The sequence below is a fragment of the Pseudomonas entomophila genome, assembly GCF_029193575.1.
GTDB classification, from domain to species: Bacteria; Pseudomonadota; Gammaproteobacteria; order Pseudomonadales; family Pseudomonadaceae; genus Aquipseudomonas; species Aquipseudomonas entomophila_G.
Window position 1 is genome coordinate 34,011 of the sequence record NZ_JARGCS010000050.1, and the last position, 16,005, is coordinate 50,015.

General features: G+C 67.6%; 13 protein-coding genes and 1 pseudogene. 5 read left to right on the top strand and 9 right to left on the bottom strand.

Annotation, left to right across the window (positions count from 1 at the left end; translation table 11 throughout):
* The first annotated feature begins 19 nt into the window (after positions 1–19).
* The 5 genes and pseudogenes from P0Y43_RS23265 to P0Y43_RS27155 all read left to right on the top strand — a co-directional run bounded on the left by P0Y43_RS23265 (position 20) and on the right by P0Y43_RS27155 (position 5,534).
* The gene (locus P0Y43_RS23265; RefSeq protein ID WP_275639610.1) at positions 20–1,111 is read left to right on the top strand and encodes a pyridoxal phosphate-dependent aminotransferase; all 1,092 of its coding nucleotides are present in this window, start codon (positions 20–22) and stop codon (positions 1,109–1,111) included.
* A 216-nt stretch (positions 1,112–1,327) separates the two neighbouring features.
* Positions 1,328–1,993, top strand: coding sequence for a hypothetical protein (locus P0Y43_RS23270; protein ID WP_275639611.1), 666 nt, complete (start codon positions 1,328–1,330; stop codon positions 1,991–1,993).
* Positions 1,994–2,102: 109 nt separating this feature from the next.
* On the top strand, positions 2,103–3,386 hold the full coding sequence (locus P0Y43_RS23275) for an arsenic transporter (RefSeq protein WP_275639612.1): 1,284 nt from the start codon (positions 2,103–2,105) through the stop codon (positions 3,384–3,386).
* Between the two features lie 207 nt (positions 3,387–3,593).
* Positions 3,594–4,631: pseudogene (locus tag P0Y43_RS27150) on the top strand (cache domain-containing protein); the annotation flags it as partial.
* A 198-nt stretch (positions 4,632–4,829) separates the two neighbouring features.
* Positions 4,830–5,534 (top strand): methyl-accepting chemotaxis protein, encoded by a 705-nt coding sequence (locus P0Y43_RS27155; protein WP_430540275.1) that lies wholly within the window; start codon positions 4,830–4,832, stop codon positions 5,532–5,534.
* 116 nt (positions 5,535–5,650) lie between these two features.
* Here the strand turns inward: P0Y43_RS27155 and P0Y43_RS23285 are convergent, their stop codons facing one another.
* From P0Y43_RS23285 to P0Y43_RS23325, 9 genes are all read right to left on the bottom strand, one after another.
* Positions 5,651–7,468, bottom strand: coding sequence for an ABC transporter ATP-binding protein/permease (locus P0Y43_RS23285; protein WP_275639614.1), 1,818 nt, complete (start codon positions 7,466–7,468; stop codon positions 5,651–5,653).
* Between the two features lie 200 nt (positions 7,469–7,668).
* On the bottom strand, positions 7,669–7,872 hold the full coding sequence (locus tag P0Y43_RS23290; protein ID WP_275639615.1) for a formate dehydrogenase subunit delta: 204 nt from the start codon (positions 7,870–7,872) through the stop codon (positions 7,669–7,671).
* Positions 7,869–10,757: a formate dehydrogenase subunit alpha gene (gene fdhF, locus P0Y43_RS23295; protein WP_275639616.1), complete on the bottom strand. Its 2,889-nt coding sequence runs from the start codon at positions 10,755–10,757 to the stop codon at positions 7,869–7,871. The genes P0Y43_RS23290 and fdhF overlap by 4 nt, the downstream gene beginning before the upstream one ends.
* Complete coding sequence (locus tag P0Y43_RS23300) at positions 10,754–12,307, bottom strand: formate dehydrogenase beta subunit (protein ID WP_275639617.1); 1,554 nt, start codon at positions 12,305–12,307, stop codon at positions 10,754–10,756. The genes fdhF and P0Y43_RS23300 overlap by 4 nt, the downstream gene beginning before the upstream one ends.
* Positions 12,301–12,786 carry a formate dehydrogenase subunit gamma gene (locus P0Y43_RS23305; RefSeq protein WP_275639618.1) on the bottom strand — a complete coding sequence of 162 codons (486 nt, stop codon included), beginning with the start codon at positions 12,784–12,786 and terminating at the stop codon, positions 12,301–12,303. The genes P0Y43_RS23300 and P0Y43_RS23305 overlap by 7 nt, the downstream gene beginning before the upstream one ends.
* 225 nt (positions 12,787–13,011) lie before the next feature.
* A complete protein-coding gene (locus tag P0Y43_RS23310) occupies positions 13,012–14,169 on the bottom strand; it encodes a glutathionylspermidine synthase family protein (protein WP_275639619.1) in 1,158 nt (385 codons plus the stop codon).
* Positions 14,170–14,171: 2 nt separating this feature from the next.
* The gene (locus P0Y43_RS23315; RefSeq protein ID WP_275639620.1) at positions 14,172–14,852 is read right to left on the bottom strand and encodes a DUF1190 domain-containing protein; all 681 of its coding nucleotides are present in this window, start codon (positions 14,850–14,852) and stop codon (positions 14,172–14,174) included.
* Between the two features lie 17 nt (positions 14,853–14,869).
* Positions 14,870–15,295, bottom strand: a complete 426-nt coding sequence (locus P0Y43_RS23320; protein ID WP_275639621.1) for a DUF350 domain-containing protein — start codon at positions 15,293–15,295, stop codon at positions 14,870–14,872.
* A 13-nt stretch (positions 15,296–15,308) separates the two neighbouring features.
* Positions 15,309–15,944 carry a DUF2491 family protein gene (locus tag P0Y43_RS23325; protein WP_275639622.1) on the bottom strand — a complete coding sequence of 212 codons (636 nt, stop codon included), beginning with the start codon at positions 15,942–15,944 and terminating at the stop codon, positions 15,309–15,311.
* Between the last annotated feature and the right edge of the window lie 61 nt (positions 15,945–16,005).

The window sequence follows — 16,005 nt, forward strand, 5'->3', positions numbered from 1 at the left end:
ACCACAAGGAAGTCGAAGCATGACCGAAATGTCACGTCGCTCGCTGGTTGGCCTGGGCCTGGCCCTGCCGTTTCTCGGAACCCTGCAAGGCGCCCACGCCGCCAGCGAGCCCGCACCCGCCAAGGTCGCCGGCCCGGTGCAAATCAACTTCAACGAAAGCCCCTGGGGCCCGAGCCCTGCGGCGCGCCAGGCGATGGTCGAGGGCATCGCCCAGTGCGGCCGCTACCCGTACAAGGCGCAGTACCGGCTGATCGACCTGTTCGCCGCGCAGCACGGCCTTTCCTCGGAGCAGGTGCAGGTGTTCTGCGGCTCCAAGCTGGCCTTGCAGCACGCGGTGATGGCCTTCACCGGCAGCGGCGGCCTGGTGGTCGCCGAGCCGTCCTACGAGGCGCCCGTGGAAGCGGCGCAAGCGCGTGGCGCGAAGGTGCACGCGGTAGACCTCACGGCCCGCCACGCCCACGACATCGACGCCATGCTAGCCACCGACGCTGCGCCGGGGATGCTTTACCTGTGCAACCCCAACAACCCCACCGGCACCCTCACGCCACGGCGCGACATCGAGCGCTTGCTGGCACGCAAGCCGGCCGGCAGCGTGGTGGTGGTGGACGAGGCGTACATCCATTTCAGCGATGCGCAAAGCTGCATCGCGTTGGTCAAGGAGCACCCCGAGTTGCTGGTGTTGCAAACCTTCTCCAAGCTCTACGGCATGGCGGGCGCGCGCCTGGGCCTGGCGATCGGCCAGGCGCCCTTGCTCAAGCGCCTGGAGGTGTACGACGGCGACAACGTGGCCGCCGCCTCGACCTTGCTGGCGGGGCTGGCAAGCCTCGAAGATGGCCAACTGGCGCCACGGCGCAAGGCCGAGAACGCCCGCCTGCGCGAGGCGACCACGGCCTGGCTGGGCGAGCGCGGGTGGCGTTGCACGGCGTCGCAGGCGAACTGCTTCATGGTCGATTTGCGTGGGCCGGCGCAGCCGGTGGTCGAGCGCCTGGCCAAGGAAGGCGTGCTGGTGGGACGGGTGTGGGCGAGCTGGCCGAACTGGATGCGGGTGAGTGTCGGCAGTGAGGAGGATATGCGGCGGTTCAGGGTGGCGTTTGCCAAAGTGGTAGGTTGATATCGCGGCAAGCACGCCGGCGCCCCGCTGCATTCACCCTCAACGGGGTGCCTGTGGGGGCGGGCTTGCCCCGCGATAGGGCCCTTGCGGACGACCGCCAACACCTTCGTGAAATACGCCGTTTCAATTGCATTGCCTCAGGCCTTGCCCGATCATGGCCACTTGCCTCTAGCCCGCCGTGCTTGCGCGGGTTCATCTGAAGGGAGTCTCCAGGCAATGCTGCTCATGCTTATCCTCGTCGGCGTACTCAACGTCGCCATCAGTTGGTGGAACTGCCGCGCCGTCGGCCTGATCTGGGACGAGGCACGCTTCGTCGGCGGCCCCATGCGCATGCTGGCCTGGGCCGGGGCGATCGAGGCGACCCTCGGTTTCAGTTCCGTGCTGCTGATGCTGGTGACCCTGTACTTCTACGCCACCGGCCAGTTGCCCCAGGAATACCTCGATGCGGTGGGCAGCCTGTGGTACCTGCTGATCATCATCCCGGCCATCGGCAGCGGCGTGGTGATCACCCTGCACTCGCTGGAGAACGCCTGGCGCGAGCGCAACTTCGGCAATATCGCCGTCGCGGCATGGAACGTCTTCGCCACCGCCCAACGCCTGGAACGCGCCACCCACGCGATGCCGGCAGCGTTCGAGAAGGTCAGCAAGCTGTTCCAGGGCAAGGACGACCGCAAGGCCGCGCTGGTGGTGATGATCGTGCTGATCGCCGTGACCGGCGGTGCGCTGATCACTTGGAAGTTGATCCGCCATTACGCGCAGCAAGCGCGTGGGCCGCAGTTGCCGGAAGATACGTCAGCGGCACCCGGGTTGGAACAGGGCTATCAGATGCCCGAGCCGCAGCGACAGGTGCCGGCGGGTGGTGCGGGGCGCAGTTCGATCTGACCAAACGGCCTCATCGCGCATAGGCTCCCTACCGATCTCGAATTCGGCGGGGCGCCTGAGCGGGCCTGCCCCGCGCGCGCCGCCTGCTGCTGACCCCCCGAGGCCGAACATGCTGATCGCCGCTGCGGTATTCCTGCTAACCCTGGTACTGGTCGTCTGGCAACCCAAGGGCCTGGGCGTCGGCTGGAGCGCCAGCCTCGGCGCCCTGCTCGCCTTGCTGGTCGGCGCGGTGTCGCTGCACGACATTCCCACGGTATGGGCCATCGTCTGGAACGCCACCGCCACCTTCATCGCCATCATCATCGTCAGCCTGCTGCTCGACGAAGCCGGCTTCTTCGAGTGGTCCGCCCTGCACGTGGCGCGCTGGGCACGGGGTGACGGGCGGCGGCTGTTCGCCTTCATCGTGCTGCTGGGCGCGGCAGTGTCGGCGCTGTTCGCCAACGACGGCGCGGCGCTGATTCTCACGCCCATCGTCATGTCGATGCTGCTGGCGCTGCGCTTCTCCCCCGGCGCGACCCTGGCCTTCGTCATGGCCGCCGGCTTCATCGCCGACACCGCCAGCCTGCCGCTGGTGGTATCGAACCTGGTGAATATCGTCTCGGCCGACTATTTCGAACTGGGCTTCGGCGAGTACGCCTCGGTGATGCTGCCGGTGAACCTCGCCGCCGTGGCAGCGACCCTGCTGGTGCTGTCGCTGTACTTTCGCCGCGACATCCCGGCGCGCTACGCACTGGACGAGCTCAAGGCACCGGCGATGGCGATCCGCGACCGTGCCACCTTCCGCGTCGGCTGGGTGGTGCTGGTGGCGCTGCTGGCGGGGCTGTTCATCCTCGAACCACTGGGCATTCCGGTCAGCGCCGTGGCTGCCGCCTGCGCCGCCGTGCTGTTCGCCGTCGCCGCCCGTGGCCACGTGATCGCCACCCGCCGGGTGCTGCGCGAAGCGCCCTGGCAGATCGTGGTGTTCTCCCTGGGGATGTACCTGGTGGTCTACGGGCTGCGCAACGCCGGGCTGACCGACGCCCTGGCCGCAGTGCTCGACCGCCTCGCGGCCCATGGCCTGTGGGCCGCGACGCTGGGTACCGGGGTGATCGCCGCGCTGCTGTCATCGGTGATGAACAACCTGCCCAGCGTGCTGATCGGCGCGCTGTCGATCCAGGCCAGCGAGGCCCAGGGCGTGGCGCGCGAGGCGATGATCTACGCCAACGTCATCGGCTGCGACCTGGGGCCGAAGATCACCCCGATAGGCAGCCTGGCGACACTGCTGTGGCTGCACGTGCTGGCCCGCAAGGGCGTGCGCATCACCTGGGGCTACTACTTCAAGGTCGGCCTGCTGCTGACCGTGCCCGTCCTGCTGATCACCCTTTCAGCCCTGGCCCTGCGCCTCAGTCTGTGACCCTGGAGCAGGCCGGCATCGCGCCTCTGTGGGCCGATGCGTGCTGCGATGAGCCAACAAGAAAATCAAAACAATAAGTTCGAAGTTTTGTACACGAAATATCCGCTAAAGATTTCCCTCACGCGGGCCGACACAGAATCGATAGCAAATAGCCACACCGCTCCCCGCCGGGCATTTGCTCCCTCACCCTCACCCATGGTCGTCCCGATGAAGATAAAAAATAAACTGGTGCTCGCGTTCGTTCTGGTGGCTTTCATCCCGGTCAGCCTGGTTGGCGTGATCTCGATCTACAACATCCGCAGCGAGGCGGTGGATCAGTTCCTCGACGGCAGCACCCGCGAAATCCGCCAAATCGACGGCAACATGCGGCAATTCTTCGACGGCACCCTGCAGAACGTCGAACAAATGGCCACCGACTCTGTATACACCTCGGTCAGTACACTCAAGAACTACACCAGCGCCGACGCGGCTAAACAGCCTCTGCCCGCGTCCGCCCAGCAGGTCATCGATGCCTTCTCGCGCTATGGCGCCACGCACCCGGCAGCGGCGATCATCTCCATCGGCCTGGAAGACGGCACCTACGCCAAATGGCCCGACGACCCGCAGTTGGCCAACTACGACCCGCGTGCCCGTCCCTGGTACAAAGCCGCCATGGCCACCCCGGGCAAGACCGTGCGTACCCCTGCCTATTACTACGACAAGGACGACGTGGCCCTGGTCGGCACCGCGCGCACCCTGAGCGATGCCAGCGGCAAGGCCAAGGGCGTGTTCGTGGTCAGCGTGTCGCTGAAGAACCTCACCGAACTGGTCAAGAGCATCAAGCTGGGCCAGAGCGGCTACGTGATGCTGATCGAGAACGGCACCGTGCTGGTCGACCCGCGCGACGCCGGGCACAGCTTCAAGCAGCTCAAGGACCTCGGCGCGCCCTATGCGCAACTGGCCGCCACCGAGCAGGGCTTCACCGAGGTGGTGATCGACGGCGTGCGCTACATGGCCAACGTCTGGACCTCGCCCGGCCTGGGCTGGCGCTTCGTCGGCCTGATCGAATACCAGGAGGTGATGGGCGCCGCCACCCACATGACCTACCTGATCGCGGCCATCGTGCTGGTGCTGGCGCTGGTCTTCGCCCTGGTGGCTGCTGCGTTTTCGCGAGTGATCGTCAAGCCCATCGGCCAGGTCAGCACGGGCCTGCAATCCATCGCCGAGGGCGAAGGCGACCTGCGCCACGACCTCAAGGTGCAGGGCCGGGACGAAACCGCCGAATTGGCCGGCTGGTTCAACAAGTTCCTCGCGGCCATCCGCCAACTGATCCAGCACATCGGCGCAGCCTCGGGCAACCTGCAGGAGGCCTCACGCAGCAACAGCGAGATGGCCGGCAACATGAACGAGGCCGCTGGTCGCCAGCGTGAGGCGGTGGAGCTGGTGTCCACCGCGTTCAACGAGATGGTCGCCACCGCCAACGAGGTGGCGCGCTCGTGCAGCAGCGCCGCCGACGCCGCCGAGAACGGCCACCGCCGCGTGGCCGAGGGCAAGCAGCAGATCGAGCAGACCACCGACAACGTCAACCGCCTGGGCAGCCGCCTGAGCGAGTCGTCCCAGGCGATGCTGGAGCTGGAGGCAGGCAGTCGCAACATCAACCAGATCCTCGGCACCATCCGCGCCATCGCCGAGCAGACCAACCTGCTGGCGCTCAACGCCGCCATCGAGGCCGCCCGCGCGGGCGACCAGGGCCGAGGGTTCGCGGTGGTGGCCGATGAAGTGCGGGCGCTGGCCAAGCGCACCGCCGACTCCACCGGCGAGATCGACCAGTTGCTCAACACCCTGGGCAACAAGACCCAGGAAGTCTCGCAGAAGATGGAAAGCTGCCTGGACCTGTCGCGGGCCAGCGTGTCGTCCATCGAGAGCGCGCGCGACAGCTTCGAGGGCATCCAGTTGTCGGTCAACGAGATCCGCGACCAGAACCTGCAGATCTCGGCGGCGGCGGAGGAGCAGCACAGCGTGGCCGAGGAGATCAACCGGCATATCCAGCAGATCTACGACGAGGCGCGGCTGGTGGAAAGCCTGGCCAGTTCGGCGCAGTCGGATTCGGGGCGGTTGTCGCAGTTGTCGGAGGAGTTGAGCGGGTTGGTGGGGCGGTTCAAGTCCTGAGTCTTGCGGCGCTCCATCGCGGGGCAAGCCCGCTCCTTGTAAAGGCTCACCGCTGATCATAGTACAGCGGGGCCTTGTGGAGCGGGCTCGCCCCGCGATGGGGCCAGCCCCCTTCCCTAGGCCGGCACCTCACCCGCCGCCGCCTGCTCCAGCAACGCCCAGCCCCCCTGCCCGTCCACCTCCAGGCGATGGGAATGGAACCCGGCCAGCGTGCTGCGGTGCCCCACGCTCACCAGCAGCGCCTGCGGCAACTCACTGCGCAGCAGCGCATACAGCGCATGTTCCAGCCCCTCATCCATCGCCGAGGTGGACTCGTCGAGGAACACCACCTGCGGCTGGTTGAACAGCACCCGGGCGAACGCCAGCCGCTGCTGCTCGCCCATCGACAGGATCTGCGCCCAGTCCCGGCTGACCTCCAGCTTGTCCGCCAGGTGCGCCAGGTTGACCTGACGCAGCGCCTGCTGCATGCGCGCGTCATCCGCCGCAGCCCCGCTGGCCGGATAGGCGATGGCGGCGCGCAGGTCGCCCAGCGGCAGGTACGGCCGCTGTGACAAGAACAACGACTGCATGCCCATGGGCCGTCGCACCTCGCCCTCGGCATACGGCCACAACCCCGCCAGGGCGCGTAGCAAGGTGGTCTTGCCACTGCCCGACGGGCCTTTGATCAACAGCGCCTGGCCGGCGTGCAGGCTCAGGTCGAGGTCGGTGATCAGCCGGTGGCCGTCCGGGCGCAGCACCTGCAGGCCGCTGATGGCCAGCGCCTGCTCCTGCGCCTGGGTGCTGACCTGCGGCAACGCGCTGGCCTGCTGGTTGGCGTCGAGGAAGCCGGTCAGACGGTCGAGGGTGGCGCGGTAGCTGGCGAAGGTGTCGTAGGACTCACGGAAGAACGACAGCGAATCCTGCACCTGGCCGAAGGCCTGGGAGGTCTGCATCACGTCGCCCAGCTTGATCGCCCCGCTGAAGAAGCGCGGCGCCTGGAGAATGAACGGGAACACCACCGCGACCTGGCTCACGCCCAGGTTGAAGCCATTGAACTTCAGGCCCCGGAACACCATCGCCCAGACGTTGACGATCAGCGCCGCGAAGCGCCCCAGCAGGGTCTGCCGCTCGACCGGGCCACCCTGGTAGAAGGCCACGTTCTCGGCATTCTCGCGCAGGCGCATCAGCGCGTAACGGAAGTTCGCGGTGAGTTTCTCGTTGAGGAAGTTCAGGCGGATCAGCGGCCGGCCAAGGCGGAAGGCGATCCAGGTGGCGATCAGCACGTAGACGTACACCGCGAACACCATCGCCCGAGGGATCTCGACACCTGCAACCTCCAGCGGCGCCGACAGCCCCCAGAGGATGCCGGTGAACGCCACCAGCGACACCAGCGCGCTGACCGCACCGAGGGCCAGCGACACGGAGCCGGTGACGAAGGCGTTGACGTCCAGCTCGATCCGCTGGTCGGGGTTGTCCACCGGTTCGGCGAGAAACTGCCCGCGGTAGTAGGCATCGCCGCGCATCCAGTCGTTGGTCAGGCGCTGGGTCAGCCACACCCGCAGGCGGATGCTGAAGGCCTGGGTCACATAGGAGGTGAACAGCGCCCGCGCCACGTGGATCGTCGCCAGCACCGCGAAGACCCCGAGCAGGTACCAGAACGCGGTTTGGTCCAAGGCCTGCAAGGCGCTGTAGAAGCCGTTGTACCAGAACGAGAACAGCACGTTCATGCGCACCGAGAACAGCGTCAGCGACAGCAGCAGGGCGAACACCAGCAGCGGGCGCCAGCTGCGCCGGAAGCTGAAATAGGCTCCCGCCAGTTGCCAGAACTGGCTGCCCCAGCGGGTGAAGCGCACAGCCAGGGCGGCGGCAGCGGTGAAACAGACGAGGGTGACGAGGAAGGCGACTGCAAGCCAGCTCAGGCTCTCTTGCAGTGCCTGGTGCCAGTTCATTTCCATGGTGGGGTTTCCGTGACGAACGTTTCCGCGAGCTTAGCATTGCGCTTTGCCGGGGCTGCGGATCATGACGGAGGTTTCATGTTGGCCATGCCGGCCCTATCGCGGGGCAAGCCCCCACAGGTACCCCACCCATTCATGAAGTTGGCGGTGAACCTGTGGAAGCGGGCTTGCCCCGCGATAGGGCCGAACCTGTAGGCCCCTTACCCCAACGCCTCGCGCACCTTCGAATCCAGCCCCTCCCCCGCATTGGCCGCGATCCACTCCCCCAGTTGCCGGCGCATCGCCGGCGTCCAGAAGTTCTGCAGGTGCGTGCGCACCCCCTGCACCGCCAGCGCGTGGTCCGGCTCGCTGTCGAAGTAGTGGGCGATCTGGTTGGCCATCTTGACCAGGTTCTCGCTGCTCATCGGCGCACCTCGGCGTTGGCCTTGTCTTCGGCCTGGCGCCGCTCCTGGAGCAGGCGCCGCTGTTCATCACTGAAGTCCTGGTAACGCTTCTGCCATTCCGACGGCTGGAATACCCGCACCACCTCCACGGCGGTGACCTTGTATTCCGGGCAGTTGGTGGCCCAGTCGGAGTTGTCGGTGGTGATCACGTTGGCGCCAGACTCAGGGAAGTGGAAGGTGGTGTACACCACCCCCGGCGCCACCCGGCCACTGACCCTGGCGCGCAGCACCGTCTGCCCGGCGCGACTGCCGATGCCGACCCAGTCGCCGTCCTTGATGCCCCGGCTTTCGGCGTCGCTGGGGTGGATCTCCAGGCGATCCTCGTCATGCCAGGCGACGTTGCCGGTGCGCCGGGTCTGGGCGCCGACGTTGTATTGGCTGAGGATGCGCCCGGTGGTCAGCAGCAGCGGGTAGCGGGCATTGACCTTCTCGTCGGTGGGCACGTAGCCAGTGAGCATGAAGCGCCCCTTGCCGCGCACGAACTGGTCGATGTGCATGGTCGGGGTGCCGTCGGGGGCGGCGTCGTTGCACGGCCATTGCAGGCTGCCGTGGCGGTCGATCTCGGCGTAGCTGACGCGGTGGAAGCTCGGCGTCAGGCGCGCGATCTCGTCCATGATCTCGGACGGGTGGCGGTAGTCCATGCGGTAGCCCAGGGCGTTGGCCAAGGCCACGGTGGCCTCCCAGTCGGCCTTGCCGGCCAGCGGCTCCATCACTTTGCGCACCCGCGAGATACGCCGCTCGGCGTTGGTGAAGGTGCCGTCCTTCTCCAGGAACGAACTGCCCGGCAGGAACACGTGGGCGAACTTGGCGGTTTCGTTGAGGAAGATGTCCTGCACCACCACGCACTCCATCGCCCGCAACGCGGCGGTGACGTGCTGGGTGTTGGGGTCGCTCTGGGCGATGTCCTCGCCTTGGCAGTAGAGGGCCTTGAAGCTGCCGTCCAGCGCCGCCTCGAACATGTTGGGAATGCGCAGGCCCGGCTCGGGTTGCAAGGTCACGCCCCAGGCCTGCTCGAATTGCGCGCGCACGCTTTCGTTGGAGATGTGCCGGTAGCCAGGCAGCTCATGGGGGAACGAGCCCATGTCGCACGAGCCCTGCACGTTGTTCTGCCCGCGCAGCGGGTTCACCCCGACCCCTTCGCGGCCGATGTTGCCGGTGGCCATGGCCAGGTTGGCGATGCCCATCACCGCGGTGCTGCCCTGGCTGTGCTCGGTCACGCCCAGGCCGTAGTAGATCGCTGCGTTGCCACCGCTGGCGTATAGCCGCGCGGCTTCGCGGATCTGTTCGGCGGGCACGCCGCAGATCGGGCCGAGGGCTTCGGGGGCGTTCTCCGGCAGCGCGACGAAATCGCGCCAGCGGGCGAAGTCGGCGGTTTCGCAGCGCGCGTCGATGAAGCGCTGGTCGAGCAGGCCTTCGCTGACGAGGGTATGGGCCAAGGCGTTGAGCATGGCCACGTTGGTGCCCGGGCGCAGTTGCAGGTGCAGCTCGGCGCGGGCATGCGGCGAGTCGACCAGGTCGATGCGCCGCGGGTCGATGACGATCAGCCGCGCTCCCTGGCGCAGGCGGCGCTTGAGCTGCGAGCCGAACACCGGGTGGGCGTCGGTGGGGTTGGCGCCGATCACCAGCACCACGTCGGCCTTCATCACCGAATCGAAGCTCTGGGTGCCGGCGGACTCGCCCAGGGTCTGCTTCAGGCCGTAGCCGGTCGGCGAATGGCAGACCCGCGCGCAGGTGTCGACGTTGTTGTTGCCGAATGCGGTGCGCACCAGCTTCTGCACCAGGTAGGCCTCTTCGTTGGTGCAACGGCTGGAGGTGATGCCGCCGATCGAATCGCGCCCGTACTTGAGCTGGATGCGCCGGAACTCGCTGGCCGCGTAATTCACCGCCTCGTCCCAGCTGACTTCCTGCCACGGGTCTTCCAGGCGCTTGCGGATCATCGGCTTGGTGATGCGGTCGGGGTGGGTGGCGTAGCCCCAGGCGAAGCGGCCCTTGACGCAAGCGTGGCCGTGGTTGGCGCCGCCGTTCTTGTCCGGGACCATGCGCACCAGCTGGTCGCCCTTCATCTCGGCGCGGAACGAGCAGCCCACGCCGCAGTAGGCGCAGGTGGTGATCACCGCACGCTCGGGCTGACCGAGCTGCACCAGGCTTTTCTCGGTGAGGGTCGCGGTCGGGCAGGCCTGCACGCAGGCGCCGCACGAGACGCACTCGGAGGCGAGGAAGTTGTCGCCACCGGCGGCCGCCACCCGCGAGTCGAACCCCCGCCCGCTGATGGTCAGGGCGAAGGTGCCCTGGATGTCTTCGCAGGCACGCACGCAGCGGCTGCACACGATGCACTTGCTCGGCTCGTAGTCGAAGTACGGGTTGGAGACGTCCTTGGCCTCGCTGAGGTGGTTGGCGCCGTCGTAGCCATAGCGCACCTCGCGCAGGCCGACCTGGCCGGCGACGGTCTGCAGCTCGCAGTTACCGTTGGCCGAGCAGGTCAGGCAGTCCAGCGGGTGGTCGGAGATGTACAGCTCCATCACGTTGCGCCGCAGGTCGGCCAGGCGCGGGGTCTGGGTGCGCACCACCATGCCTTCGCTGACCGGCGTGGTGCAGGAGGCCGGGTAGCCGCGCATGCCGGCGATTTCCACCATGCACATGCGGCACGAACCGAACGCTTCCAGGCTGTCGGTGGCGCAGAGTTTCGGGATGGTGGTGCCCAGCAACGCGGCGGCACGCATCACCGAAGTGCCAACGGGCACGCTGATCTCTCGGCCGTCGATGTTCAGGCTGACCTGCACGTCGCTGTCACGGGCTGGCGTGCCCAGGTCGATGTCGCTGTTGGCGGGGTCGAAGTAGTTGATCATTGCGCGGCCTCCGGGGTGGCCAGGCCGAAGTCGGCGGGAAAGTGCTTGAGGGCGCTGGCCACGGGGTAGGACGTCATGCCACCCATGGCGCACAGCGAACCGTATTGCATCGTGTCGCAAAGGTCGCGCAGCAGGTGCGCCTGGTCCTCGCGATAGGCGGGGTCGGTGCTGGCGATCAGCCGGTCGACCACCTCCATGCCGCGGGTCGAGCCGATGCGGCACGGCGTGCACTTGCCGCAGGACTCCTCGGCGCAGAATTGCAGGGCGAAACGCGCCATGCCGGCCATGTTCAGGGTGTCGTCGGCCAGCACCACACCGCCGTGGCCGAGCATCGCGCCCAGCGCGGCGAAGGCCTCGTAGTCCAGCGGCGTGTCGAACTGCGCAGGCGGGACCCAGGCGCCCAGCGGGCCGCCGACTTGCGCCGCCTTGATCGGCCGGCCGCTGGCGGTGCCACCGCCATAGCCTTCGACCAGCTCGCGCAGGGTCAGGCCGAAGGCGCGCTCCACCAGCCCGCCGTGGCGGATGTTGCCAGCCAGTTGGAACGGCATGGTGCCCAGCGAGCGCCCCATGCCGAAGTCACGGTAGAAGGCAGCGCCCTTGGCCAGGATGATCGGCACCGAGGCCAGGGTGAGCACGTTGTGCACCAGCGTCGGTTGGCCGAACAGGCCTTCCAGCGCTGGCAGCGGTGGCTTGGCGCGCACGATCCCGCGCTTGCCTTCGAGCGATTCGAGCAGCGCGGTTTCCTCGCCGCAGATATAGGCGCCAGCGCCGACCCGCACCTCCAGGTCGAAGGCCACGCCGCTGCCGGTGGTGTCCAGGTAGCCGGCCTCGCGGGCCAGCAGCACGGCTTCGTTGAGCGCGTGGATGGCGTCCGGGTATTCCGAGCGCACGTAGATGTAGCCCTTGCTCGCGCCCACGGCGAGGCCGGCGATGATCATGCCCTCGATCAGCAGGAACGGGTCGCCCTCCATCAGCATGCGGTCGGCGAACGTGCCGGAGTCGCCTTCGTCGGCGTTGCACACCACGTACTTCTGCCCGGCAGGCGCCTGGCGCACGGTGCGCCACTTGATCCCGGCCGGGAACGCCGCGCCGCCGCGGCCACGCAGGCCGGAGTCGAGCACGGCGGCGACCACCTCGTCGCTGCTCATCAAGGTGGCCTGGCGCAGGCCCTCGAAGCCGCCGTGGGCGCGGTAGTCGTCCAGCGACAGCGGCCGGGTGAGGCCGGCGCGGGCGAACAGCAGGCGCTGCTGGGTCTTCAGGTACGGGATGTCCTCGACCCGGCCCAGCGCCAGGGGGTGCTTGCCAGGGTCGCCGGCCAGGGCATCGAGCAGCGCCGGCACGTCCTCTGGGCTGACCGGGCCAAAGCCCAAGCGTCCGTCGTCGCCGTCCAGTTCGACCAGCGGCTCCAACCAATAGAGGCCACGGCTACTGGTGCGCTGCACCTGCACCGGCAGTTGCCGGCGCTCGGCTTCCTTCAGCACGGCTTCGGCAACGCGGTCGGCGCCCACCGCGCGGGCGGCGGAATCACAGGCGATGGAGAGCTTCAGCATGTGCCCACCTCCACCCGGCAACCCTCGACCAACTCGCGCAGGCGCTCTGGGGTGAGGCGCGCATGCAGCTGGCCGTCCAGCTCCAGTGCCGGCGAGCAAGCGCAGGCGCCCAGGCAGTACACCGGCCGCAGGCTCACCGCGCCATCGGCGCTGGTGCCGTGGTCGTCCACGCCCAGTTGCTCGCGCAGCTGCGCGGCCAGCGCCTCGGCGCCGCGGCTCTGGCACGACTCGGCGCGGCACAGGCGCAAGGTATGGACGGCCGGGGGCGTGGTACGGAAATCGTGGTAGAAGCTGATCACCCCGCGCACCTCGGCGAGGCTCAGGTTCAGGGCATGGGCGATCTCGGGGACGGCGGTGTCCGGCACGTATCCGGCGCCTTTCTGGATGGCGTGGAGGATCGGCAACAACGCGCCGGGTACCTCCTTGTGGCTGTCCAGCACGCGGTGAATCAGGGGCAGGTGCAACGTCTCGTCAGGCATACAGCGGACCTCGGCATCCCGGAGCCGCCCGGTGGAAGCGGGCGGTGTCCGGCGGTGTTCTGCTGTGGCGAGCCGTGCCTGTCACGGTCACAGGGTCACGACTCCCCTCCTCGCCCAGGCCCGTGCGTCTGCGCGCACTGAGTCCTTGGGCATCCTGCTAGCATGGCACCGATGATGATAGAAGGTTGCGTGCAAGCGACAAGGCGCGTCCTGAAACCGACGCGCTCAGTCCACCACCACATGCGGCAGAAACCGCGCACTGTCCTTGGTGATCAGGCTGTCGTCCTCGCGAATGCCGACCCCCGAGGCCTGGTCGCCGATCACCCAGGCGCCGACCAGCGCATAGCTGTCGCCAAAGCGCGGCAACGGCGCGAATGCCTGCAGGATAGAGGGCGAATCCTGGTATGGCCCGTCCTCGAACACCCGCTGGTCATCGGCGGTGCGGATGTCGACGTTGGCCCCCTCGCGGGAAAAGTACGGCTTGCGCACCCAGCCCTTGGGCACGCGGCCCTGGGGGTTGGCGTCGAGAAACGCCGGCAACAGGTTCGGGTGCCCCTCATGCCACTCCCATAACAACGGCAGGATGCCTTTGTTGGAAATCAGCGCCTTCCAGGCCGGCTCCACGAACTGCGTGGCGCTGGCGGCGATGGCATGGCCGAACGGCTCGTGGAAGATATGCTCCCAGGCATGCAGCTTGAACAATCGGCGGATCGGCGCCCCGTCCAGGTCGACGAAACGCCCGTGCTGGTCCAGGCCGATGTCTTCCAGGTCGATGTGCCGCGTGGCGATGCCCGCGTGCCCGGCCATCTTGCGCAGGAAATCCGTGGTGCCACGGTCTTCCACCGAGCCCGAGATCGCCGCGAAATGAAACACGCCTTCGCCCCCGAGCCCGGCAAAGGCATGCACCAAGTCCTCGGCGATGCGATTGAACTGGCTGGCGCGGGCCGGCAGAGCGCCACGCCGCAGTTGCTCCTCCAGCCAGATCAACTGGAACGCCGCGGCCTCGTAGAGGGAGGTCGGGGTGTCGTAGTTGGCCTCGATCAGCTTGGCCGGGCCGTGACCGTCGTAGCTGAAGTCGAAACGCCCATAGAGGTGCGGCTGGCGGGTCTTCCACGACTCGCGCACCATGTCGAAGAACGCCGGAGGGATGGCCAGGCGGGTCATCAACGCCTCGCTGTCGACGATCCGTTCCACCGCATCCAGGCACAGGGCATGCAGCTCCTGGGTCGGGGCCTGGAGGTCGCGCACCACCTGGGCCTCGCTGAACAGGTAGTAGCCGCGCTCGTCCCAGTAGCGCTCGCCGTCGATGGTGTGGAAGGCAAAGCCCTCCCGTTCGGCGCTGGCACGCCAGTCGGGGCGCTCGTCGAGCATGACCTTGCGCATGCTCAGCCGCCGAAGAAGCTGCTGGACTTGCCGCCCCAGCCAGCACGCGCGGTGGCCTCGCTGCCGAAGCCGCCACGGGAAATCGAGGAAGCGGTGGACGCGCGCGCACCGCTACTGCTGGAGTAGCCGCCGCCACCGGACGAGCCGCCGCCGCTGCCTTGCTCTTCCTGCTCCTTGCGCTGGATCACCGTGCCCACGTTCGGGCCAGTGCCGTAGCGCGACAGCGGCCGGGCGTTGTAGCGGCGGCTGTCCGGCGCGACCACCTGCTTGAGCAACATGCCCGCCACCAGGCCGGTGGCTGCGCCGCCCAACGCGCTGCCGGCGACCTGGGCGTTGGCGGCATCGAGCTGGGACTGGGTCACTTCGCCGAGGGTCTCCAGCTCGAAGCCCTCCAGACGTGGCTGGTAGCGCGTGCTGGTGGTCAGCAGGCAAGCGCCTGCGCGGGTGGCGGCCTCACAGTCAGCCAGGGTGGCGTAGCTCGGGCCACTGCGGGCGAACTCGGCCTGCGCCCGGGCGTAGGCGTACTGGCAATCGCTGCGCGGCACGTTGTCGGCGACGCAGGCGTCGACACTGTCGTAGGGGGTCGACTGGCTGACCGTGTAGGCCTGCTCGGGCGGGCTGCACGCGGTCAGCGCCAGCGGCAGGGAACCGGCCAGCACCAGGGTGACGGAACTTCGCTTCATGAACGGCTCCTTGCGCCTCAGGCAGAGGGGGTCATGCAGGCGGCGTTGAGCAAGCCCACGCTGATCGCCACGGCGGCGGCATAGATCGCGGCGGCCATCTCACCCTTGGCGATACGCCCGGCCAGCCCCTTGAGCACCAAGCTGGTGAGGGAGAAGGCCAGCAACTGCACCAACGCACCGATCACGCACCACACCACCACATCCAGCAGCCCGGCGCTGTAGGCGATGATGTTGCTGGCCGGCAGCGAGAAGCCGATCAACGCGCCACCCAGGGCGACGGCGGCGGCACTGTTGTCGTCGCGAATCAGGGCGAATTCGCGGTGGGGGGTCAGGTGCGTGTAGATGAACTGGAACAGCCAGAACATCACCAGCGCCACGCTGATGTAGAGAATGAAGCCGATCACCGCGTGGGCGTTGAGCGACAGGCGAAGCGCGTCGAGCATGCTGAGGTCCTTGTCAGGTAACGTGAAAATCCGTGGGTAGCAGGGTGGCGCCCACCGAGGTGGTGAGGCTGAGGTTGCCGCGCGCATCCTCCTCCACCGACAACAGGAGGAATTCGCGCCGGCCGGGCAGGCCGATGTCGCGGGCATACAGCAGGGCCAGGTGCTGGATGCGGTAACTGTCTTCAGGGGTGACGACCCATTCGCTGAACGGGATCAGTTCAGTCTGGCCGGGCTCGCTGCCCCATTCGCGGGCGAACCCACAGCCATCGTGATGGTAGAACGGCAGGCCCACCTTCGAGCCCGGGCCGACCAGGCGCTTGAGTTCGGCCTCATTGGCGATGGGGACCACGCTGTGGTAGCCGAACAGGATGATGTCGCCCACGTCCTTGGCGGATGGGCCATTCATCACCACCTGCAGCCAATAGTCCTCGTCGTCCAGGTAGAAACGGCGAAAGTGGACGGACTGCCCGAGATTGATATCGCCGCTGGCGCAGATCGTCTGGTTGCCCAGCACCACCAGTTCGCTGCGGCCCTCCAGCAGCGGCTTGAGCGCGGGTGAAATGGCCAGCGTGCGGCCGCGCCCAAGACCCAGTGGCAGGTCAGCGGGCCTGGGGGCCTCGAAGCCCATGAAGCGCTTCAACCAGCCCATGGTGCGTCTTGCCGGGGCGGTCGAGGTAAGGAGGACGACATTGCAGCTCCCTGGGGTCGTC

Excerpts from the sequence above, each read along its gene's own strand:
- P0Y43_RS23265 (WP_275639610.1), top strand. The coding sequence starts at position 20 with ATGACCGAAATGTCACGTCGCTCGCTGGTTGGCCTGGGCCTGGCCCTG.
- P0Y43_RS23270 (WP_275639611.1), top strand. The coding sequence starts at position 1,328 with ATGCTGCTCATGCTTATCCTCGTCGGCGTACTCAACGTCGCCATCAGT.
- P0Y43_RS23275 (WP_275639612.1), top strand. The coding sequence starts at position 2,103 with ATGCTGATCGCCGCTGCGGTATTCCTGCTAACCCTGGTACTGGTCGTC.
- P0Y43_RS27155 (WP_430540275.1), top strand. The coding sequence starts at position 4,830 with ATGGTCGCCACCGCCAACGAGGTGGCGCGCTCGTGCAGCAGCGCCGCC.
- P0Y43_RS23285 (WP_275639614.1), bottom strand. The coding sequence starts at position 7,468 with ATGGAAATGAACTGGCACCAGGCACTGCAAGAGAGCCTGAGCTGGCTT.
- P0Y43_RS23290 (WP_275639615.1), bottom strand. The coding sequence starts at position 7,872 with ATGAGCAGCGAGAACCTGGTCAAGATGGCCAACCAGATCGCCCACTAC.
- fdhF (WP_275639616.1), bottom strand. The coding sequence starts at position 10,757 with ATGATCAACTACTTCGACCCCGCCAACAGCGACATCGACCTGGGCACG.
- P0Y43_RS23300 (WP_275639617.1), bottom strand. The coding sequence starts at position 12,307 with ATGCTGAAGCTCTCCATCGCCTGTGATTCCGCCGCCCGCGCGGTGGGC.
- P0Y43_RS23305 (WP_275639618.1), bottom strand. The coding sequence starts at position 12,786 with ATGCCTGACGAGACGTTGCACCTGCCCCTGATTCACCGCGTGCTGGAC.
- P0Y43_RS23310 (WP_275639619.1), bottom strand. The coding sequence starts at position 14,169 with ATGCGCAAGGTCATGCTCGACGAGCGCCCCGACTGGCGTGCCAGCGCC.
- P0Y43_RS23315 (WP_275639620.1), bottom strand. The coding sequence starts at position 14,852 with ATGAAGCGAAGTTCCGTCACCCTGGTGCTGGCCGGTTCCCTGCCGCTG.
- P0Y43_RS23320 (WP_275639621.1), bottom strand. The coding sequence starts at position 15,295 with ATGCTCGACGCGCTTCGCCTGTCGCTCAACGCCCACGCGGTGATCGGC.
- P0Y43_RS23325 (WP_275639622.1), bottom strand. The coding sequence starts at position 15,944 with ATGGGCTGGTTGAAGCGCTTCATGGGCTTCGAGGCCCCCAGGCCCGCT.